Below are 20,108 nucleotides of genomic sequence, written 5' to 3'. Positions count from 1 at the left end.
CGACGCTTACTGGTCCTTCGCCGCTGTCCTCTCGCCGGCAGGCACCGCGGTCTCAGGCAACGCGAACACGGTCAGCACGCCACCGAGCTCGGTGTATTTCGCCAGGTCCTTGTAGCCGCCGGCGGCGCCGAGTCCATCCGTGCTCTTCGTCAGGCCGGCCGCAAGCCCGATGCCGGCCCAGCCGCCGATGCCGGACAGGACGCCCACGTACTGCCTCCCCTTGTATTCCCACGTGTTGATGTTGCCGATGATGCCGGACGGGGTCTTGAATTTCCAGAGCTCCTTGCCGTTGTGGTCGACGGCCTTCAGGTAACCTTCCAGCGTGCCGTAGAACACCACGTCGCCGGCGGTGGACAGCGCGCCGCTCCACACGGAGAATTTCTCCGGCTTCGACCAGACGATCTTGCCGGTACCGGCATCCCAGGCGATGAAATTACCCAGGCCGCCATGGCTGTTCGGCGCCGGGTACATTTCCAGCGTCGCGCCCACGTACGGCTGGCCCGCCACGTACTCCACCTTGAACGGCTCGTAATCCATGCACACGTGGTTGGTCGGCACGTAGAACAGCCCGGTCTTGCGCGAGTAGGTGGCCGGCTGCTGGTCCTTCGAACCCAGCGCCGCGGGGCACACGCCCTTCGAATTGACTTCCTCGCCGTTCTGGTCGGTGCTGTACTTGGCGACCACCTGCGGCCGGCCCGTCTTCATGTCGACGTGCGTGGCCCAGTTGACGGCCGGGTCGAATTTCTCGGCAATCAGCAGTTCGCCGCTGACGCGGTCCATCGTGTAGCCGAAGCCGTTGCGGTCCAGGTGCACGAGCGCCTTGCGCATCTTGCCCTTCACCTTCAGGTCTGCCAGGATCATTTCATTGACACCGTCGTAATCCCATTCGTCGTGCGGCGTCATCTGGAATGCCCATTTCGCCATACCCGTGTCGAGGTCGCGCGCGAAGATCGTCATCGACCATTTGTTGTCGCCCGGGCGCTGGCGCGGGTTCCACGTGCTGGGGTTGCCGGTGCCGTAGTACACCGTGTTCAGTTCCGGATCGTAGCTGTACCAGCCCCACGTGGTGCCGCCGCCCAGTTTCCACTGGTCGCCCTTCCAGCTCTTCAGCGACGAATCCTTGCCGACGGGCGCCATCTTGCCGTTGGTCCAGGTCATCGTCTTTGCCGGGTCGATCAGCATGTCCTTGTCCGGCCCGGTGCTGTGGGCCTGCCACACCAGCTTGCCCGTATTCATGTCATAGGCGGTGAGGCGGCCGCGCACGCCGAATTCGCCGCCGCTCACGCCGGTCAGCACCTTGTCCTTGAAGATGTGCGGCGTGTTGGTCGTCGTTTCGCCCTTTTTCGGGTCGCCCGTCTTGACCTTCCAGATTTCCTGGCCCGTCTTCGCATCGAGCGCCACGAGGGTGGTGTCGGCCTGCTGCAGGAAGATCTTGCCGTTCGCATACGCGACACCGCGGTTGACGACGTCGCAGCACATCACGGGAATCACGGACGGGTCCTGCTTCGGCTCGTATTTCCACTTGATGCTCTGGTCTTCCAGCGCGATCGCGAAGACCTTGTTCGGGAACGGGCTGTGCACGTACATCATGTCGCCGATGACCAGCGGTCCGCCCTCGTGCCCGCGCAGCACACCGGTGGAAAACGTCCATGCCACGGTCAGCTGGCTGGCATTGCCGGCGTTGATCTGTTTCAGTTCGCTGTAGCGCTGGTTGGCCAGGTCGCCGGCCTGCATCGCCCAGTTCTTCGGGTCCTTCGTCAGTTTCTCGACATCCGAGTCGGCCATGGCGAATGCGGGCAGGATGGCCAGCGCGAGGCATGGCCACCAGCGGCCGGGCCGCGTGGCACGGGTGACACGGTTCAGCAGGAACATGGGGGGTCTCCTTGGTTTTTTGGCCCGGCACGGTGGTGGACGAGCACTAGCCCAGGGACACGCGCATGGAACGTGCCAGCGGCACGCAGGGCGCGCGCCGCGCGAAATGTTCAAAATCAGACCAGCCGGGGTGCGCCACTGTCCCGCATCCGTGGCAACGGCACCGTGCAGGTGTCGCACGGCTGTCCACATTTTTGTAATTTCCTTATTTATTTTTGTACGGCAGCGTACTATCGTGAACACACGCGCAACGCGTAGACAACAGCCGCGGCAGGATGCCGATGCCGGCACCGCCAGCGGCGAAGGAGACAGCATGTCCGATTGTGCCCTGGCCCATGTCCGGCGGGTGCGTTCGATCGTCCAGGGCCGCGACGGCTCCGAGGCGACCGGCCCCAGCAACGCCATTACCCGTTCGTGGATCCGTTGCCTGCACGATTACCAGCTCGACCCCGGCCGGCGCGAGGAGCCGGAGGTGGTCGATGCGGCCGAACTGGCCGAGCGGCGCGAGCGGCTGGCGGGCGTGCAGGCCGTCGCCAAGGTCGAGATGGCCAACCTGTACCAGCAGCTGGCCGGTTCGGGCTACGCGATCGTGCTGACCGACGCCGCCGGCGTGCTGCTCAATTATTTCGGCGACCCCGGCTTTACCCACGCGGCATCCCGGTCGGGCCTGATGCCCGGCGCGGTATGGAGCGAACGGGCGCAGGGCACCAACGGCATGGGCACCTGCCTGGTCGAGCGCCGGCCCGTCACCGTCCACCAGGACGAGCATTACCTGGTCCGCCACATCGGCCTCAGCTGTGCCGGCGCCCCCATCTTCGACCATGAAGGCGAAATCGTCGCGGCGCTCGATGCGTCCGGCGAGTCGCGCCTGGCGCAGCAGCACACGCTGGCGCTGGTCACGATGTCCGTGCAGATGATCGAGAACCGCGTCTTCCTCGACCGCTTCCGGCACGACTACATCCTGCGGTTCCATAACCGCCCCGAGTTCATCGGCACGCTGAGCGAGGGGGCGATCGCGCTGGACCCCGCCGGCAAGGTGCTGGCCGCCACCCGTTGCGCGCTGTTCCAGCTGGGCTTTACGGCGCCGGCGGACATCGTCGGCCGCGACATCACGGAACTGTTCAACAGTTCCTTCCCGGGCCTGGTGGACAGTACGGTACGCAAGGCGTTCCACGCGGTGCCGATCTTCGGCCTGCGCAATGGCGCCCGGTTCTACAGCGTGATGCTGCCGCCGGTGCGCGTGACGTCGCCCGCCGGGAGGCAAGCGGCCGTGCCGGCGACGCAAGCGCCGTCGCCATTGGAGCGCGTGCATTTCGGCGACGCGGCCATGGCCGCCAACGTGCGCATCGCCACCCGCGTGTGCGAGCGCAACGTGGCGATCATGCTGGTCGGGGAAACGGGCACGGGCAAGGAAGTCTTCGCCCAGGCGCTGCACCGGTCCGGACCGCGCGCCGGCAAGCCGTTCGTGGCGATCAACTGCGCGGCCATTCCGGAAACACTGATCGAAAGCGAACTGTTCGGATACCGGGCTGGCGCCTTCACGGGCGCCAGCAAGGAAGGCCAGCAAGGCAAGCTGTACCAGGCCAATGGCGGCACGCTGTTCCTCGACGAGATCGGCGACATGCCTTATCCCTTGCAGGCCCGGCTGCTGCGCGTGCTCGAAGAGCGCACCATCGTGCCGCTGGGCGGCGGTGCCCCGTTGCCGCTGGATATCCAGGTGACCAGCGCCACGCACTGCGACCTGCAGCAGATGATCGCCGACGGCACGTTCCGCGAAGACCTGTTCTACCGCCTGCAGGGCATCACGCTGCGGCTGCCGCCCCTGCGCGAACGCACCGACTTGCGGGCCCTCATCAGCCTGATCGTCAGCGAGGAAAGCGATGACGGCGCGCCGCTGTCGCTCGACGAAATGCTGCTGGCCGCGCTGGAACGGCAGCGCTGGCCGGGCAACCTGCGCCAGTTGCGGCACCTGCTGCGCGCGATGATCGCGCTGCGCGAATCGGATCACCTGACGGTGCACGACCTGCCGCCGGAGTACCGCACCGGTATCGTGGCGCCGGAAGTCCCCGCGCGGGACAGCGGAGAGGCAGCGGCGAACACGCCCGATCCCGGCCTGCACGGCGCTGGCCCGCTGGCCGCCGGCCTGCCCCTGGACGATTTGCTTGGCGCCGAATCACATGCCCCTGAATCACATGGCACCGATCCGCTTGCGCCTGATCCACTTGCCACTGAACCGGATGGCCTGGATTCGTACGCCCTGAACCCGCTGGAACATGCCGAACGCGATGCCTTGCTGCGCGAGCTTCAGCGGCACGGCTGGAACATTTCCACGGTGGCGCGGCAGCTCCACATCAGCCGCAACACGCTGTATCGCAAGGTGCAGCGGCTGCATATCCGTCATCCCGGCAAGGCCGTGCCGTGCTGACCTGACGATCCTGGTCGTGGGAGCGCTATCGGCGCCGCCACATTTGCCATTTGCCCTGAATTGCCATTTTCCCTGGAAAGGAACGCCCATGCCGCCGCTTTGCCGCCACCTTGTTCCCGCCGTCCTGCTGGCCTGTGTACCCTCCTTGTTCGCCGCGCCATTCGCCTATGTGCCGAATGAAGGATCCGGCACGATCTCCGTGATCGATACGGCCACCGACGAAGTCGTTGCAGAGATACCCGGTGGCAGCAAGCCGCGCGGTCTGGCGGTAAGCCGGGATGCCCGCTGGCTCTACGTCAGCGACCAGCCGAAAAACCGGCTGCAGATCGTCAGCCTGGAGCGCCGCGCACCGGAAGGCACCGTGGACCTGGGCGAATCGCCCGAGGGCGTGGCGCTGTCGCCGGATGGCCGCTGGGTCGTCGCCGCCGTCGAGGAAAAGCACGAGATCGTCGTCACCGACACCCGCACGAACACGCGCGCATTCGCCATTCCAGTGAAGGGCCGCAATCCCGAACATGCCGTGTTCAGCCCGGACGGCAAGCAGCTGTTCGTCAGCGCCGAGAACGGCGACGCCGTCGACATCATCGACATGGCGGCGCGCAAGCAGGTGGCCCAGGTCGCCGTGGGCGCGCGGCCGCGCGGCATCGGCTTCCTGCCGGACGGCAGCCGCGCCTACGTGGCGGCCGAGAACGCCAACGAGGTGTACGTGATCGACGCGGCCAGCCATGCCATCGTCGCCCGCATCCCGGCAGGCCTGCGCGCCAACGGCGTGGCCGTGCACCCGGACGGCAGCCGGGTCTATGTGTCCAACGGCGGTGCCGCCAGCGTGTCCGTGATCGACACGAAGACCAACCGGGTGGTGGCCACCGTCGGTGTCGGCGAACGGCCGTGGAACATGGCGCTGACGCCCGATGGCGCCAAGCTGTACGTGGCGAACGGCCGCTCGGGCAGCGTGTCGGTGATCGATACGGCGCGCAATGAAAAGCTGCGCGATATTGCGGTGGGCAAGCTGCCGTGGGGGGTGGTGGTGCGGTGAGGGTGATGCGGCCCGGGTTCGGCGCATTGAGGGAAGCGAACTCGCGTTTTTACACAGGCCGGTAGCGGTCCTTGCTCGGTGACCGCTACCGGCCCAAAGCAGACCTTGTCACGTTCCGCGATTGATCTTCCAAGGCACGCCAAACCTGTCGATCACGATGGCGTAGCGGGAAGACCAGAAAGTCTGCTGCGGCGCCAGGATCACCTGCCCATCGGTCTGTAGCGCACTGAAATAAGAATCGACCTTTTCTTCCGAATCGACACCGAGCAAAACATAGAAGCCCGTTGGTCTTTTGTAGTTATGTGCTTCAACATCGGCACCGGCCAGCTCAACCCCATCGATGGAGATATTGGCATGAACAATGTGACGTCCCGGACGCGTCGTCGATGCCGGGATCGGTGAATCTGCGATCTTGAGCATCGTACCAATCTTCCCTCCGAGGCACGCTGCATAGAAGTTGAATGCCTCTTCGCACTCGCCGTTGTAGTCAATGTGAAATGACAAGCTCATCGTCTATTGTGCTTTCGTTGTAGTCCTGCTGTGATTGGGACATTCGTCAGCGGAGGTCTGCTTCCGGCCGATCGCAGGCCTCCGAGAAAGCAAGTCTACGTCCGTGACGCGACAATGGCGAATAATTTATCTCCTGAGGGCGCCTGCAATGGATGCCTAGCCCGGTGCAAACGCCGGCACATCCACGATGCACGCCGGCATCCGCCCCGGTGTCGAGATCGGCATCCCCGGCTGCAGCAGCGCCAGCACCGCCCCGGCCGGATTGATGCCGGTCGAGGCGTGCAGGCCGGCATACGAAATCGTCAGCCGCGGGTTCACGTCCAGTACCAGCGGCCCGCTGTCGGCCAGGATGAAGTCGACGCCCGCGTAGCCCCACAGGCCGGGCAGCGCGGCGGCGACGGCCATCCCCAGCGCTTCGAGCCGGGGTGCGATGCCGGCCAGGCCGTTGACCGTGACGCCGAGGAAGCGGAAGTGATTGTCGTGCACGGCCATGCGCTGCTCGTTGCAGGCCAGCACGCTGGCCATGCCGTCGCGGCACAGCAGCGACAGGCTGCCCACGCGGCCGGCGACGAACGGTTGCAGCACGAGTTCCCGCCCGGCGTGCGCGGCGGCCGCCAGTTGCGCCGCGCCGCGGTCGTGGAACAGCCGGGTATCGAGGCAGCCGGCGCCGTCGTCCGGCTTCACGACCCAGGCGCCGGGCGTCGCCGGCAGCGTATCGCCCTGGCCGAAGGTTGCCACGGTGGGAATGCCCGCGCCCAGTAACGCATGGCAGGCTGCCCGCTTGCTGCCGGCGAGCCGTACCGCGGCGGGGGTGCTGCCGAGCAGGATCCGCCCGTGCCGCAGCACCTCCCCCGACAACCGTTCCAGCACGCCGCTGCCCACGGGCGCCAGCGGCCACACGGCGTCGGCCGCCAGCACGCAGTCGGTGAAGCACCGGTCGAAGGCGCCGCCGGCAGGGCGCGCGGCCGCCTCGTCGAGCGTTACGAGTTCGACACCGGGCAGCCGCCGCAGGTCGGCGCACAGCGCGCGCAGCATCAGCTCGCCGTCGAAGCGCTGCGCCGCCGACGGCCGCGTCGCGCCCGCCGCGCCGGCGCAGGCATGATCGAATGCGAAGACTTTCAATGTCGCCACCTGCGGCCTCCGCCATGGCACGTGCCGGCGCCACGCGTCAGCGCGCCAGTTTCGTTTCGATCAGCCGTCCCTGTTCATCGAGCTGCGGCACGCCGTATTCGGCAAGGATGGCGCCGATGCGTTGCCGGTTGCTGTCGATCAGGCCGTCGATGCGCTGTTTCAGTTCCTTGTCGCCGAAGCGCACCGCCATCGCGATCTCGAAGTCGAAGCGGCTGCCCGGTGGCGATGCGAGGGGCACGGCCACGATGCGGTGCTGCGGCGACCGTCCGGCGAAATATCCGGCGATCGGCCCCCAGACGAAGGCGATATCGACCTTGCCCTCGGCCAGGTCGTTCTCGACGATCTGGCCGGGATATTGCTCGGCATCGCCCGATTGCGGCTGGTACGACACGACCTGCCCCATCATGCCGTGCGCCAGCAGCCAGTCCGCCACCGGCGAGCCGCCGAATACCCCCAGCTTGAGCCGCGCACGCCGTTCCGGCGGCAGCGCCAGCAGGTCGTCCAGCGTGCGCACGCCGTCGAGACCGTTGCCGCCCACATAGGCCATCGCATAGGTGGAACGGTAATAGGGCCGCGTCACGGCGCCCAGGTCGAACCCGGTCGCCACGCCGGTGACCAGGTCGCACTTGAAACGGTCCGTGCCCGGCTCCTTCGCGCGCAGCGTGTTGCGGATGAAGCCCATGCGTTGCGGGAACCATGTGTAGGCGATGTCCCAGCCCAGTTCCTGCGCGAACAGCGCGGCGATGCGGTTCTCGAAGCCGGCCAGGTCGCGCCGCGAGAAGGGCAGGTTGTTCGGGTCCTGGCAGACCCGCAGCACGGGCCGCGCGTTGGGTTCCATCGTGGGCTCCACCGCAGGCACGGCCTGCCCGGCAGGCTGCGATGCCGCCGGCACGGCCAAGCACAGCATGGCAGCGCCCAGCAGCGCCGCGAGCCGGGGCGTCATTTGCCGGCCTCCTGCAGCTTGCCGGGCGCGATGGCGCCATCCGAGCGGCCCTTCAGGTAGGCGTACAGGTTGTCGATATTGTCGACCACCTGCTTGCTGCCATCGAAGTTGGGCATGCCCTTGTCGACCCGGCCCTGCAGCACCGTCTTCCTGAAGTCTTCCTTCGACAGCCCCTTCATGCTTGCGGTCAGCGCGGGGCCGACGGCGCCTTCCTGCTGCGCGCCGTGGCACCGCTCGCAGGCCAGCGCGCGCCAGGTGCGCCAGCCGCTCAGGGTTTGCGCATCGACCTTGTTGCCATCCACGACCTGGTAGGGCGTGGCGTCGGCCAGGGCCGCCGGCGCGGCCATGCACATGGCCAGCGCCATGCCATGCACCGCGCAGCGCAGGCAACGTACCCAACGTACACAAGGTACACAACGGAGAAATGAGAGTTTGGTCACATCGGATTCCTGTCAATTTGCACGCGCTAGCGCAGCATGCAGGCCTTTGCCGCATCGGCCTGGATCGTCTTGTACTTCGCGGCCATCGTCTTGACGCTCTGCGGGTCGCGGAACTCGGCGCCGCGCGGCCCTTCCAGCGTCTGGTAGCGCAGCGCGGCGGACATCGTCACATAGTCGTCGTACGCCAGTTGCGCGCCGACCCGGTCGATCACGCAGGCGCACTGGTACAGGGTTTCCTGCTTGCCGCCATGGTTGTTCATGCACTCGAGCACGTACTCGACCCGTGCCACGGTGGGAAAATCATTCGCGGGCGCGACAGGCGCCCCTCCCGCAAGCAACGGGAGCAGCAGCGCCGCGGCAAGGATCGGCTTCATGCGCGCCTCCTCAGCCGGCCTGGCGCGGCGTGCCCGCCAGTTTCGCGGCGTTGGCGGCCAGCGCGTCCATCAGCGGCGGCGACAGGCAATCGTAGGGCGGCAGCCCGAGCTCGTTCAGGCGCGCGCGGATCGCCCCCATCTGTTCCGGGTCGGCGCCCGACTCGATGACGGACGAGACGAACGCGGCGAACGTGGGTGGTGCCCAGCCGGCTTCGCGCGACAGTTCCGTGTGCACGAAGTCCAGACCGTAGAACGCGTGCTGCGCGTTGTCGATGCGCCCATACAGGTGCACGCCGCAGCCGGTGCAGGCGTGGCGGCGGATGGTGGCGGCCGGGTCCACCACCTGCAGCTTGTGGCCGTTGGCGGTGACTTCGACCTGGTCGCGGCCGACCACGGCGATCTGCGAAAACAGCGCGCCGTCCGGCTTCCAGCACTTGGTGCAGCCGCAGGCGTGGTTGTGCGCCACCTGGCTGCCGATGCGCACGGTGACGGGATCGGTGGCGCAGCGGCACGCCAGCGTGCCGCCCTGGAAGCCCGGCGTTTCCGGGGCGATGCCCGCATCGATGGCGGGATGGATGTGGATGGCCATGCTGTCTCCTTGTGGTGATTTGTTCGTGATGCGTGTTGGGTCAGTACAGGACGACGGAACGGATCGATTCGCCCCGTTTCATCAGGTCGAAGCCTTCGTTGATGCGCTCGAGCGGCAGGGTGTGGGTGATCAGGTCGTCGATGTTGAGCTTGCCGTCCATGTACCAGTCGACGATCTTCGGCACGTCGGTGCGGCCGCGCGCGCCGCCGAAGGCCGAGCCTTTCCACTGGCGCCCGGTGACGAGCTGGAACGGCCGCGTGGCGATTTCCTCGCCGGCGGCCGCTACGCCGATGATGAACGACTGGCCCCAGCCCTTGTGCGTGCACTCGAGCGCCTGCCGCATCAGCGCCGTATTGCCGACGCATTCGAACGAGTAATCGGCGCCGCCACCCGTCAGCTGCACGATGTGGTCGACGACGTTCTCGACGTCGCGCGGATTGACGAAGTCCGTCATGCCGAAGCGGCGCGCGATGTCGACACGGCCCGGATTGATGTCGATGCCGATGATCCGGTCCGCGCCGACCATCTTCGCGCCCTGGATGACGTTCAGCCCGATCCCGCCCAGCCCGAACACGGCCACGTTGGTACCCGCTTCCACCTTGGCCGAGAACACGACGGCGCCGACGCCCGTGGTCACGCCGCAGCCGATGTAGCACGCCTTGTCGAACGGTGCATCCGCGCGGATCTTCGCCAGCGCGATCTCCGGCACCACGATGTAGTTCGAGAAGGTCGACGTGCCCATGTAGTGCAGGATGGGCTTGCCGTCGAGGGTGAAGCGGCTGGTGCCGTCCGGCATCAGGCCGCGCCCCTGCGTCGCCCGGATCGACTGGCACAGGTTGGTCTTGCGGGACAGGCAGAACTTGCACTGACGGCACTCCGGCGTGTAGAGCGGGATCACATGGTCGCCGGCCCGCACCGACGTCACGCCCGGCCCCGTTTCCAGCACGACGCCGGCGCCTTCATGGCCCAGGATCGCCGGGAACAGGCCTTCGGGATCGGCGCCCGACAGGGTGTAGTAGTCGGTATGGCAGATGCCGGTGGCCTTGATTTCCACCAGCACCTCGCCGGCCTGCGGCGGCGCGAGGTCCACGGTCTCGATCGTCAGCGGGGCGCCCGCCTGCCACGCAATGGCAGCTTTTGTCTTCATCGTCTGTCTCTCCTGGGGCACCGGACCGTTCCGGTGCCATGGCGCGGCGCACGGCGGCCGCAACGAGGTAATGGCAAATTGCGTGCCAATGCTCCTGAGAGGACAAATACGGGGGATCGTGCGGGGAGCGTGCCTTGAACGCGGCATCGGGCGGCGCGGTTGTGCAGGATCGGATCACCCGGCGCCGCCGCTGTTCCGTTTCCGGGGCGTGTCAGAAACGGTAGCGCAGGCCGGCCAGCACCGTGCGCGGCGCACCGGGTGCGACAAAGCGTGCCGGTGCCGCATCGGCGCCGGGCGCCAGCGGCCGGCCGCCCGGGAAGGCATCGTCCGCCACGGTGCCGTAGGTTTCAAAGCGCCGGTCGAACACATTGTTGACACGCACAAACACTTCCCAGCCGGGCGCCGGCTGCCAGCCGGCACGCAGGTGCAGCAGGGCATGGCCGCGGATGCGCCAGTCGGCCCGTTGCGGCGGCTCGTCGTCTTCCGCGTCTTCCGTCAGGCCGTCCTCGTTGCCCTGCGTGAGCAGGTTCGACACCGCCAGCACATCCACGCCCAGGGTCCAGCCGGGCGCGGGAGCCCAGTCGGCGCCCAGTTTCAGCGTGTGCCGCGGCAGGCCCGCCAGCCGCGTCCCCGAGGTTGCGCGCACATTGCGGGCGCCGGTAAACAGCACGCCATCGGCGGCATACACGGCGGCCAGGTAACTGTAGCTGGCCCGCAGCGTGACGTCGCCCAGCCGCGCCGTACCGCCGGCATCGACACCGGCGTGGCGCGTGCGCGGGAAATTGGCGAAATAGCCCTGCTGGCTGGTGCCGGCACTGTGGAACAGGATGTCGTCGCGATTCACGGTGCGGTACAGCGACAGCGCCGCGTCCGCCCTGGCCGTGCGCCAGCGCGCGCCGGCTTCCACGGTCCGCGATACCACCTGGCTCAGGTAGGGATCGGCCTGCAGCCCCACCGGCAGGCGGCAGGGCTGCTCCGGATCGGCACAACCCAGCTCGATCACGGTCGGCACGCGGTTGCTTTGCGCCACGTTGGCAAACAGCGTCAGCGCGGCATCGACCTGCCGGGCAATGCCGAGCGACGGGTTGAGCTTGCGGTAAGTGAATGCCTCGCGCGGCTGAACGCCATTGTCGTTCGTGAGCGTATTGGCCACCCGGGCGTGGTTGAACCGCGCCGACAGCGTCACATAGGTACCCGGTGCCAGCCGCCACGTATCGCTCGCGTAGAGTCCCGCCATGCGGGCACGGCCGGTGACCGACGATGACGGTTCACGTTCTTCTTCCGGATCGGCCAGCACCTCGCGCGCGGCGCTGAAGAAGCCTTCCTGCTCGAACTGGGCAAAGCGCACACGGTTGCGGTCGAACGACAGGCCCGCGCTCAGCTGGTGATCGCCGCGCGTGACGGCCAGCTGGACGCTGGCGCCTTCGCCACGCTGCCGAGACGCTGTGGTATTCAGGACCGCCGGATGGGGCGCCTCTTCGCAGTCCGGATCGTCCGGCTCCGCGGCACAGTCGCCGGTATCGGCTTCCTCGCCGGCATCGTCGTTGACATCGCCATTGACGGTGTCGCGCCGGCTGTGGCGGACGTACGCGGCGGCCGTCATTACGGCGCCGCTGCCCAGTTCCTGTTGCAGGTTGAAGGCCAGCTGGCCGAGCCGGTTGCGCGTGCGGTCGGGGTAGGTATACACGGCGCGACGGTCCAGGTCGTACAGGCCGGGCGCGTCCGCCGAGCCCCCCGGCAGCAGCCCGTTGCCGAGCAGCCTGCTGCGTCCGCCCAGCAGCGAAACGCTCCAGTCCGACCCGCCGGCGGCGCGGCCCACTTTCAGGAAGACGTTGCCGAGCCGGCCCGCCGAATGGTCGCGCCAGCCGTCTTCGTCGAAGGCCGTTGCCGCCAGCAGCGTATGCCATCCGGCCGATGCGGTGCCATAGGACATGTCGAGCCGGCGGCGCGCGCCGCTGCCCAGCGTGGCTTCCACCATCAGGCCGGGATGGCTGCGGCCCGACTTGGTCGTCAGCGACAGCGCGCCGCCCAGCGTATTCAGGCCATACAGGGGATTCGAGCCGGGCACCAGCAGGATCGCGCCCAGCGCCGCTTCGGGCACCATGTCCCAGTTGATCACGTCGCCGAACGGCTCGTTGACGCGCACGCCGTCGAGGTACACGGACAGCCCCTGGCCCGAGCCCAGCACCGGCGACGCCCGGTAGCCGCGGAACGTGACGTCGGTCTGGAACGGGCTGCCGGAAATATCGTTGACATGGATGCCGGCCGCGTGGCGCGACAGGTAGTCGGCCAGCGTGTCGGCGCGCGCCTGCGTGACATCCTGGTCGGTGGCGCGCTGCACCGCGTAGGGCAGGCGGTCGCGCTCGATGGCGGCGGCCGATTGCGGCGCGATGCCGACGATTTCCACGATGGGCAGCGGACCGAGGGGGAAGTCCGGCGTGCCCGAGATGGCAGCCGGAGCAAGAAGTACCGCGCCGGTGGCGAGCGGCGTGCGCACCAGTAAACGTAACAGCGGACGGGAAACTTGCTGGAGGGGCCGGCCGGCTTTCGGACTCTTCAAGATAAGACTCGCTGGTGGCAATAACGCTGAGTCTTATCCTGAAGCTAATTACATGCCATGCGTGGCGGAGCGTAACTGGACAGGGACTGTACCCAATCCGGTACAGTTGCGCCGCAGACGGTTCAATCGCCGCCCTGGCGCGACAGGCGGCCGATCGTCACCAGGAAGGCCGGATGCTTACTGCGCCCACGCGGAAGGGGAGAACAGGTAGCCCTCGCCCCACACGGTCTTGATCTTTTCGGAATCCGTATCGTCGAACTTGCGGCGCAGTTTCGAGATGCTGTTGTCGATACTGCGGTCGAGGCCGTCAAATTCGATGCCGCGCATTTTCTTCAGCAGCGCATCGCGCGACAGCACGGTGCCCGCCGATTCGGCCAGCACCAGCAGCAGCTTGTATTCCGTATTGCTCAGCACGCAGGGTTCGCCGCGCCACGTCACCGTGCGGTCGCTGGTGGCGATCGACAGCGCGCCGAACGTCAGCTGGTCGCTTGCGCCCTTGCCCTGGGCGCGGCGCAGCAGTGCGCGCAGGCGGGCCAGCAGCACGCGCGGCTGCACGGGCTTGTTGATGAAGTCGTCCGCGCCCTGTTCCAGCAGCGATACCTCGTCGTAGGAATCCTCGCGCGCCGTCATGATCAGGATCGGCACCTTGGTGATGTCGCGCAGCTGGCGGCACACCAGCATGCCGTCCAGTCCGGGCAGCATCAGGTCCAGCACCACGATGTCGGGCGGGCTCGCCTTGAAGCGCGCCAGCGCTTCGTCGCCCCGGCTCACCACGTCCACCTTGAACTCGTAGCCCGCAAGATATTCCGTGACCAGGTCGGCCAGCCGGGCATCGTCTTCCACCAGCATCACTCGATACATAGCAAATCTCCTATTTGTCTATTGTATAAGAGCAATGGCAAAAAAAGATCATCCGGTACGGCTGGTGTACAAAACCATACAGTTTCGTGACAACTCACAGCGCCCGGGCGATCAGCAGTTTCTGGATGTCGGAAGTGCCCTCGTAGATCTGGCAGACGCGAACGTCGCGATAGATCCGTTCCACGGGGAAGTCGGACACATACCCATAGCCGCCGTGCACCTGGATTGCATCGGAGCACACACGTTCCGCCATTTCGGACGCGAACAGCTTGGCCATCGCCGCTTCCTTCAGGCAGGGCAGTCCGGCATCCTTCATCGACGCCGCGTGCAGGATCAATTGGCGCGCGGCCTCGATCTGCGTTGCCATCTCGGAGAGTTTGAATTGTACCGACTGGTGCTGGAAGATTGGTTGCCCAAATGTCTCACGCTCTTTCGCATAGGCGAGCGCGGCGTCGAATGCGGCCCGCGCCATGCCCACCGCCTGCGAGGCGATGCCGATGCGCCCGCCTTCCAGGCCGGACAGGGCGATCTTGTAGCCCATGCCTTCCTCGCCGATCAGGTTTTCCGCCGGGATGCGGCAATTGTCGAACACGATCTGCGCGGTATCGGACGAATGCTGGCCCATCTTCTGCTCCAGGCCGGCAACGATATAGCCGGGCGCATCGGTCGGCACCCAGAACGCGCTGATGCCTTTCTTGCCGGCGGCCTTGTCGGTCACGGCCAGCACGATCGCCACGTCGGCGTATTTGCCCGAGGTGATGAACTGCTTGACGCCGTTGATCACGTAATGATCGCCATCGCGCGTGGCCGTGGTGCGCAGTGCCGCCGCGTCGCTGCCGGTGTGCGGCTCCGTCAGGCAGAACGCGCCCAGCATCGCGCCCCCCGCAAGCGGGCGCAGCCATTGCTCCTTTTGCGCCGCGTTCGCGTACATCATCCCGATGCTGCAGACCGGGCAGTTGTTGACGGAGATGATGGTCGACGTGCCGCCGTCGCCCGCCGCGATTTCTTCCAGTACCAGGGCCAGCGACACGTAGTCGAGACCGGCACCGCCGAATTCTTCCGGCACCGCCACGCCGAACGCGCCCAGCGCCGCCAGCTCCTTCAGTTCTTCCTGCGGAAAGTGATGCTCCCTGTCCCAGCGCGCCGCCTGGGGCGCCAGGCGCTCGCGCGCATAGTCGCGCAGCGCATCGCGGATCATCCGGTGTTCTTCGTTCAATACCATGAGGTCTCCCTGTTCTCTCTATTGTCCAGCCTTGCAGCAGGTGAAGCATCTACCACCCGATCGGCTGCCCGTCGTACGCGACGAAGACCGGCTGGGTGGAAGCGGGCAGGGCGGCGAGCGTGGCGCGGATGCCGCTGGCGCTGTCGGCCGGGTCCAGGTCGGCCTCCGCGCCGCCCATGTCGGTGCGCACCCAGCCGGGGTGCAGGGCCACGCAGGTGGCGCCCTGGCCGCCGAACGCCAGCGCGGTATCGACCAGCACGGAATTGAGCGCCGCCTTGCTGGCGCGGTACAGCGAACCGGCTGCGCTCTGGCGTTCGCTCAGCGAGCCCATCTTCGACGACATCACGGCCAGCTTGCCGCCGGCGGCAGCGACCAGCGGCGCGGCGATCGGCAACAGCCGCATCGCCGCCAGCACGTTGGTGTGCATGACGTTGTCGAAATCGGCCTGCACGGGAAAGCCGTCGTGCCGCGGGCCGTACACGCCGGCGTTGAGGATCGCCACGTCGAGGTGTTCGCCATCGAGCTTCCAGCCCAGGCCCGCCACCGCCTCGACGTTGTTGACGTCCAGCACGTGCGTTTCCGCGCCCAGCGCGGCCAGTGCCGCGCAATCGTCCGTCTTGCGGGCGGTGGCGATCACGCGCCAGCCGTCCTGCACGTACTGGCGCGCCAGTTCGTGGCCGATGCCGCGCGACGCGCCGATGATCAGTGCCACCGCCATTACACGAGCTCCACGCCGACCGCCGTCGCTTCGCCGCCGCCGATGCACAGCGCCGCCACGCCGCGCCTGCCGCCGCGCTCCTTCAGCGCCCCCAGCAGCGTGACGATGATGCGCGCGCCGGAAGCGCCGATCGGGTGGCCCAGCGCGCAGGCGCCGCCGTGCACGTTGACCTTGGCATGGGCGATGTCCAGCTCGTGCATGGCCGCCATCGGCACCGCCGCGAAGGCTTCGTTGATCTCGAACAGGTCCACGTCCGCCACCTTCCAGCCGTTCTTGTCCAGCAGCTTCCTGATCGCGCCGACGGGCGCCGTGGTGAATTCGTTCGGCGCCAGCGCATTGGTCGCATGGCCGACCAGCTTCGCGAGGATCGGTGCACCCAGTTTCCGGGCAGTCGATTCGCGCATCAGCACCAGTGCCGCCGCGCCGTCGTTGATCGACGACGACGAGGCCGCCGTGATCGTCCCGTCTTTCTTAAACGCCGGCCGCAGGGACGGAATCTTTTCCACCTTCGCCTTGGCGGGACCTTCGTCCTTGTCGATGACGGTGTCGCCGGCGCGGCCCGGTACCGTGACGGGCGCGATTTCCCAAGCGAACCTGCCGCCGGCCGCTGCCGCCTTGGCACGCTGCACGGATTCGATCGCATAAGCGTCCTGCTGCTCGCGCGTAAAGCCGAACTGCGTCGCGCATTCCTCGGCGAAGGTGCCCATCGAGCGGCCGCCACCGGTCTTTTCGTCCTTGCTGTAGGCGTCTTCCAGGCCGTCGAGCATCATGTGGTCGAACAGCATGCCGTGGCCGATGCGGTAGCCGCCGCGGCCTTTCGGTACCAGGTAGGGCGCATTGGTCATCGACTCCATGCCGCCGGCGACGACGACTTCCGCGCTGCCGGCCACCAGCTGGTCGTGCGCGAAGATGGTCGCCTGCATCGCGGAACCGCACATCTTCGATAGCGTGACGGCGCCGGTGGAAGTCGGCAATCCCGCCTTCAGCAGGGCCTGGCGGGCCGGCGCCTGCCCCTGGCCCGCCATCAGGCAGTTGCCGAAGTACACGTGCTCGACGAGTTCGGGCGCGATGCCGGCGCGTTCCACGGCGGCGCGGATCGCCACGGCGCCCAGGTCGTTGGCGGACAGGCTGGAAAAATCGCCCTGGAAGGCGCCCATCGGGGTGCGCGCGGCGCCGACGATTACGACAGGATCATTCATTTCAAGTCTCCGGTAAGGATGGCACCGTTGCCGGTGCCGGGGAATGGCGAAATCGGATGGATTGCGGGTAAGGAAACACATCCTCGACAATGCCGTCGAGAATGCGTTCCTTGCGCTGCTGCCACCAGCCGGGCGTCAGCAGCTCGGCATGGTGGCGCAGGAAACAGCGGCGGATGTTCGGATTACCCAGCAGGAACTGGCCGAACTGTTCGGGAAAGACGTCGTGCCGGGCCACCGGGTACCACGGTTCGGAAGCCATTTCATCCTCCTCGTTGCGTGCCGCCGGGATCGCGCGGAAGTTGCAGTCGGTGACGTACTCGATCTCGTCGTAGTCGTAGAACACCACGCGGCGATGGCGGGTCACGCCGAAGTTCTTGTACAGCATGTCGCCCGGGAAAATATTGGCGGCCACCAGGTCGCGGATCGCGTTGCCGTATTCGACGATGCCATGCTCCAGATCGGCCTCGTTGCCGCACCCTTCCGCCTGCGACAGCCAGATGTTCAGCGGCGTCATGCGGCGCTCGATGTACAGGTGCCGGATGATCAGCTGGTCGCCTTCTTCTTCGACCTGCGACGGCGCGTGCTGCTTCAGCTCGGCCACCAGCGCCTCGGCGAAGCGCGTGCGGGGAAACGCCACGTACGAGTACTCGAGCGTGTCCGCCATGCGGCCCACGCGGTCGTGGTATTTGACCAGCAGGTATTTTTCCTTTACCTGGGCAGGCGTGGTGTCCTTCGGCGGCGGGTAGAAATCCTTGATCACCTTGAATACATACGGAAAGGACGGCAGCGTGAACACCAGCATCACGAGGCCGCGGATGCCGGGCGCGGTCTCGAACCGGTCCGACGAGTGTTTCAGGTGCTGCAGGAAGTCGCGGTAGAACGCCGTCTTGCCCTGCTTTTGCAGGCCCAGCACCGTATAGATCTCGCTGCGGGGCTTGTGGGGCAGCAGCGTGCGGAGGAATTGCACGCAGGCGGACGGCACCTCCATGTCCACCATGAAGTAGGCCCGGGTGTACGAGAACACGCTCTCGACTTGCTGCCGGTCGATCAGCACGGCATCGACGGCCAGCCGGCCAGGGCTGTCGTGCAGGACCGGCACCACGAACGGCAGTTCGCGGTCGCCGTTCACGGCCTTGCCGACGATATAGGCGCCCTTGTTGCGGAAAAAGGGGCTGGACAGGACCTGGAACTGCGCATTCGGCGCCATCTCGTCGAAAAACGGCGCCAGCCGCTCTTCGACCCGGGCGACGTCGCGCGCCAGGTCGGCGAACGGGGCGCCGAACTGGAAGTCGGTGACGATGCGGGTCAGCGTGGGCCGCATGCCGTCGGCTTGCGGATAGTAGACGCGATAGGTCGGCGCCATCTCGTCGGTCTCGATGTACTCGGTGGAGACGACGGGGCGAACGAAGATGAACTCGTTGTTGAAGTAACGCCGGTGCAGCATCTTGCAGCAGACGGAATTGAAGAACGTTTCGGCCAGCTCCGGGCGCTTGTGGCGCGTGAGCAGGCCGATGTAGTGCAGCTTCGACTCGCGCCATGCTTCATCGGTCAGGTCCTCGGGCGCGTAATCGTCTTCCAGCAAGTGCACGCATTCTTCCACCCGGCGGTCGTAGAACCCGATCCGCTCGCGCGCCGCCGCCTGCGCCACCGCCCACTCGCCGCGCTCGAAATGGCCGCGCGCGTCCTGGCTGGCCTGGCGGAACAGGCGGTAATGCTTGTCGAAGCCTTCGAGGATCGTCCGCGCGATGTCGAACGCGATCTGCGAAGACAGCAGTTTGGGGAAGGCGGGCTGGATCATCGCCATCTCAGCCGTGGGCTTCGATTACATCGTTTCCGCGAACAGTTCGCGGCCGATCAGCATGCGGCGGATTTCGCTGGTGCCCGCGCCGATTTCGTAGAGCTTCGCGTCGCGCCACAACCGCCCCACCGGGTATTCGTTGATGTAGCCGTTGCCGCCCAGTGCCTGGATCGCCTCGCCGGCCATCCACGTGGCCTTCTCGGCGCTGTACAGGATCGCGCCGGCCGCATCCTTGCGCAGCGCGCGCACCTGATCCGGCGCTGTCGCACGGTCGCAGGCCTGGCCCACCGCATACACATAGGCCTTGCAGGCCATCATGGTGGAATACATGTCCGCCAGTTTTCCCTGCATCAGCTGGAATTCGCCGATCGCCTGGCCGAACTGCTTGCGGTCATGCACGTAGGGGATGACGGCATCCATGCACGCCTGCATGATGCCCAGCGGCCCGCCGGACAGCACGGTACGCTCGAAATCCAGGCCGGACATCAGCACATTGACGCCTTTGCCTTCGCCACCCAGCACGTTGTCGACGGGCACCTCGCAATCCTCGAACACCAGTTCGCCCGTGTGCGAGCCGCGCATGCCCAGCTTGTCCAGCTTTTGCGCGATCGAGAAGCCCTTGAAACCTTTTTCGATCAGGAAGGCGGTCATGCCCCGCGGCCCGGCCGCCAGGTCGGTTTTCGCGTAGACGACGAGCGTGTCCGCGTCCGGCCCGTTGGTGATCCACATCTTCGTGCCGTTCAGTACATAGTGGTCGCCCTTGCGGTCGGCGCGCAGCTTCATGCTGACCACGTCCGACCCCGCGTTCGGCTCCGACATGGCCAGCGCGCCGACGTGTTCGCCGGAGATCAGCTTCGGCAGGTACTTGCGCTTCTGCGCTTCGTTGCCGTTGCGCTTGATCTGGTTGACGCACAGGTTCGAATGGGCGCCATACGACAGCCCGACGGAGGCGGAAGCGCGCGAAATCTCTTCCATCGCCACGATATGGGCCAGGTAGCCCATGCCCGCGCCGCCGTATTCCTCGCCGACGGTAATGCCGAGCAAACCCAGTTCGCCCATCTTGCGCCACAGGTCCATCGGGAACTGGTCGGTGCGGTCGATTTCCGCTGCGCGCGGGGCGATTTCCGCCGCGGCGAATTGCTGGACGGCTTCGCGCAGCGCGGCGATGTCCTCGCCATGGTCAAAGGTCAGGCCTGGGAGATGCAGCATGTCTTCCTCGTCTTCTCGAATGGTTTTAGCAAATGACGCGCAATGACGCTCAATGACGCTCAATGACGTTCAGT

At 66.6% G+C, this 20,108-nt stretch carries 17 protein-coding genes; 2 read left to right on the top strand and 15 right to left on the bottom strand.

Going from position 1 to position 20,108, the window contains the following annotated elements; translation table 11 throughout:
* Nucleotides 1-6: 6 nt before the first annotated feature.
* Nucleotides 7-1,872: a methanol/ethanol family PQQ-dependent dehydrogenase gene (locus FHS02_RS15060; RefSeq protein ID WP_137315290.1), complete on the bottom strand. Its 1,866-nt coding sequence runs from the start codon at nucleotides 1,870-1,872 to the stop codon at nucleotides 7-9.
* 313 nt (nucleotides 1,873-2,185) lie between these two features.
* Here FHS02_RS15060 and FHS02_RS15055 point away from each other — a divergent pair, with 313 nt between their 5' ends.
* Nucleotides 2,186-4,297 carry a sigma-54-dependent Fis family transcriptional regulator gene (locus tag FHS02_RS15055; protein WP_175424869.1) on the top strand — a complete coding sequence of 704 codons (2,112 nt, stop codon included), beginning with the start codon at nucleotides 2,186-2,188 and terminating at the stop codon, nucleotides 4,295-4,297.
* An 88-nt stretch (nucleotides 4,298-4,385) separates the two neighbouring features.
* The gene (locus FHS02_RS15050; RefSeq protein ID WP_137315288.1) at nucleotides 4,386-5,333 is read left to right on the top strand and encodes a beta-propeller fold lactonase family protein; all 948 of its coding nucleotides are present in this window, start codon (nucleotides 4,386-4,388) and stop codon (nucleotides 5,331-5,333) included.
* Nucleotides 5,334-5,441: 108 nt separating this feature from the next.
* Here the strand turns inward: FHS02_RS15050 and FHS02_RS15045 are convergent, their stop codons facing one another.
* The 14 genes from FHS02_RS15045 to FHS02_RS14980 all read right to left on the bottom strand — a co-directional run bounded on the left by FHS02_RS15045 (nucleotide 5,442) and on the right by FHS02_RS14980 (nucleotide 20,034).
* On the bottom strand, nucleotides 5,442-5,843 hold the full coding sequence (locus FHS02_RS15045) for a VOC family protein (RefSeq protein WP_137315287.1): 402 nt from the start codon (nucleotides 5,841-5,843) through the stop codon (nucleotides 5,442-5,444).
* A 156-nt stretch (nucleotides 5,844-5,999) separates the two neighbouring features.
* Nucleotides 6,000-6,965, bottom strand: coding sequence for an ATP-grasp domain-containing protein (locus tag FHS02_RS15040; RefSeq protein ID WP_137315286.1), 966 nt, complete (start codon nucleotides 6,963-6,965; stop codon nucleotides 6,000-6,002).
* Nucleotides 6,966-7,011: 46 nt separating this feature from the next.
* The gene (locus FHS02_RS15035; protein WP_137315285.1) at nucleotides 7,012-7,917 is read right to left on the bottom strand and encodes a quinoprotein dehydrogenase-associated putative ABC transporter substrate-binding protein; all 906 of its coding nucleotides are present in this window, start codon (nucleotides 7,915-7,917) and stop codon (nucleotides 7,012-7,014) included.
* The gene (locus FHS02_RS15030; protein WP_137315284.1) at nucleotides 7,914-8,282 is read right to left on the bottom strand and encodes a c-type cytochrome; all 369 of its coding nucleotides are present in this window, start codon (nucleotides 8,280-8,282) and stop codon (nucleotides 7,914-7,916) included. The genes FHS02_RS15035 and FHS02_RS15030 overlap by 4 nt, the downstream gene beginning before the upstream one ends.
* 101 nt (nucleotides 8,283-8,383) lie before the next feature.
* Nucleotides 8,384-8,731, bottom strand: a complete 348-nt coding sequence (locus FHS02_RS15025) for a hypothetical protein (protein WP_137315283.1) — start codon at nucleotides 8,729-8,731, stop codon at nucleotides 8,384-8,386.
* A gap of 10 nt (nucleotides 8,732-8,741) precedes the next feature.
* On the bottom strand, nucleotides 8,742-9,320 hold the full coding sequence (gene gfa / locus FHS02_RS15020) for an S-(hydroxymethyl)glutathione synthase (RefSeq protein ID WP_137315282.1): 579 nt from the start codon (nucleotides 9,318-9,320) through the stop codon (nucleotides 8,742-8,744).
* Between the two features lie 40 nt (nucleotides 9,321-9,360).
* Nucleotides 9,361-10,467, bottom strand: a complete 1,107-nt coding sequence (locus FHS02_RS15015) for an S-(hydroxymethyl)glutathione dehydrogenase/class III alcohol dehydrogenase (protein ID WP_137315281.1) — start codon at nucleotides 10,465-10,467, stop codon at nucleotides 9,361-9,363.
* Nucleotides 10,468-10,678: 211 nt separating this feature from the next.
* On the bottom strand, nucleotides 10,679-13,027 hold the full coding sequence (locus FHS02_RS15010) for a TonB-dependent receptor (RefSeq protein WP_229422275.1): 2,349 nt from the start codon (nucleotides 13,025-13,027) through the stop codon (nucleotides 10,679-10,681).
* Between the two features lie 177 nt (nucleotides 13,028-13,204).
* On the bottom strand, nucleotides 13,205-13,888 hold the full coding sequence (locus tag FHS02_RS15005; protein WP_137315279.1) for a response regulator: 684 nt from the start codon (nucleotides 13,886-13,888) through the stop codon (nucleotides 13,205-13,207).
* Nucleotides 13,889-13,982: 94 nt separating this feature from the next.
* Nucleotides 13,983-15,110 carry an acyl-CoA dehydrogenase family protein gene (locus FHS02_RS15000; protein ID WP_137315278.1) on the bottom strand — a complete coding sequence of 376 codons (1,128 nt, stop codon included), beginning with the start codon at nucleotides 15,108-15,110 and terminating at the stop codon, nucleotides 13,983-13,985.
* A 49-nt stretch (nucleotides 15,111-15,159) separates the two neighbouring features.
* Nucleotides 15,160-15,828 carry an SDR family oxidoreductase gene (locus tag FHS02_RS14995; protein WP_137315277.1) on the bottom strand — a complete coding sequence of 223 codons (669 nt, stop codon included), beginning with the start codon at nucleotides 15,826-15,828 and terminating at the stop codon, nucleotides 15,160-15,162.
* Nucleotides 15,828-17,027: an acetyl-CoA C-acyltransferase gene (locus FHS02_RS14990; protein ID WP_137315276.1), complete on the bottom strand. Its 1,200-nt coding sequence runs from the start codon at nucleotides 17,025-17,027 to the stop codon at nucleotides 15,828-15,830. Before FHS02_RS14990 ends, FHS02_RS14995 begins: the two co-directional genes overlap by 1 nt.
* A gap of 1 nt (nucleotide 17,028) precedes the next feature.
* Entirely contained in the window at nucleotides 17,029-18,825 is a 1,797-nt protein-coding gene (gene aceK, locus FHS02_RS14985) for a bifunctional isocitrate dehydrogenase kinase/phosphatase (RefSeq protein ID WP_137315275.1), read from the bottom strand.
* A gap of 24 nt (nucleotides 18,826-18,849) precedes the next feature.
* Nucleotides 18,850-20,034 (bottom strand): isovaleryl-CoA dehydrogenase, encoded by a 1,185-nt coding sequence (locus tag FHS02_RS14980; RefSeq protein ID WP_137315274.1) that lies wholly within the window; start codon nucleotides 20,032-20,034, stop codon nucleotides 18,850-18,852.
* Nucleotides 20,035-20,108 lie beyond the last annotated feature (74 nt).

This window comes from Pseudoduganella umbonata (assembly GCF_014192225.1).
GTDB lineage: Bacteria > Pseudomonadota > Gammaproteobacteria > Burkholderiales > Burkholderiaceae_D > Rugamonas > Rugamonas umbonata.
The sequence above is the reverse complement of the archived record's forward strand: the minus strand, read 5'-3'. Positions and strand labels throughout refer to the sequence as shown.

Coding starts and splice junctions, on each gene's coding strand:
- FHS02_RS15060 (WP_137315290.1), bottom strand. CDS start 1,872: ATGTTCCTGCTGAACCGTGTCACCCGTGCCACGCGGCCCGGCCGCTGG.
- FHS02_RS15055 (WP_175424869.1), top strand. CDS start 2,186: ATGTCCGATTGTGCCCTGGCCCATGTCCGGCGGGTGCGTTCGATCGTC.
- FHS02_RS15050 (WP_137315288.1), top strand. CDS start 4,386: ATGCCGCCGCTTTGCCGCCACCTTGTTCCCGCCGTCCTGCTGGCCTGT.
- FHS02_RS15045 (WP_137315287.1), bottom strand. CDS start 5,843: ATGAGCTTGTCATTTCACATTGACTACAACGGCGAGTGCGAAGAGGCA.
- FHS02_RS15035 (WP_137315285.1), bottom strand. CDS start 7,917: ATGACGCCCCGGCTCGCGGCGCTGCTGGGCGCTGCCATGCTGTGCTTG.
- FHS02_RS15030 (WP_137315284.1), bottom strand. CDS start 8,282: ATGGCGCTGGCCATGTGCATGGCCGCGCCGGCGGCCCTGGCCGACGCC.
- FHS02_RS15025 (WP_137315283.1), bottom strand. CDS start 8,731: ATGAAGCCGATCCTTGCCGCGGCGCTGCTGCTCCCGTTGCTTGCGGGA.
- gfa (WP_137315282.1), bottom strand. CDS start 9,320: ATGGCCATCCACATCCATCCCGCCATCGATGCGGGCATCGCCCCGGAA.
- FHS02_RS15015 (WP_137315281.1), bottom strand. CDS start 10,467: ATGAAGACAAAAGCTGCCATTGCGTGGCAGGCGGGCGCCCCGCTGACG.
- FHS02_RS15005 (WP_137315279.1), bottom strand. CDS start 13,888: ATGTATCGAGTGATGCTGGTGGAAGACGATGCCCGGCTGGCCGACCTG.
- FHS02_RS15000 (WP_137315278.1), bottom strand. CDS start 15,110: ATGGTATTGAACGAAGAACACCGGATGATCCGCGATGCGCTGCGCGAC.
- FHS02_RS14995 (WP_137315277.1), bottom strand. CDS start 15,828: ATGGCGGTGGCACTGATCATCGGCGCGTCGCGCGGCATCGGCCACGAA.
- FHS02_RS14990 (WP_137315276.1), bottom strand. CDS start 17,027: ATGAATGATCCTGTCGTAATCGTCGGCGCCGCGCGCACCCCGATGGGC.
- aceK (WP_137315275.1), bottom strand. CDS start 18,825: ATGATCCAGCCCGCCTTCCCCAAACTGCTGTCTTCGCAGATCGCGTTC.
- FHS02_RS14980 (WP_137315274.1), bottom strand. CDS start 20,034: ATGCTGCATCTCCCAGGCCTGACCTTTGACCATGGCGAGGACATCGCC.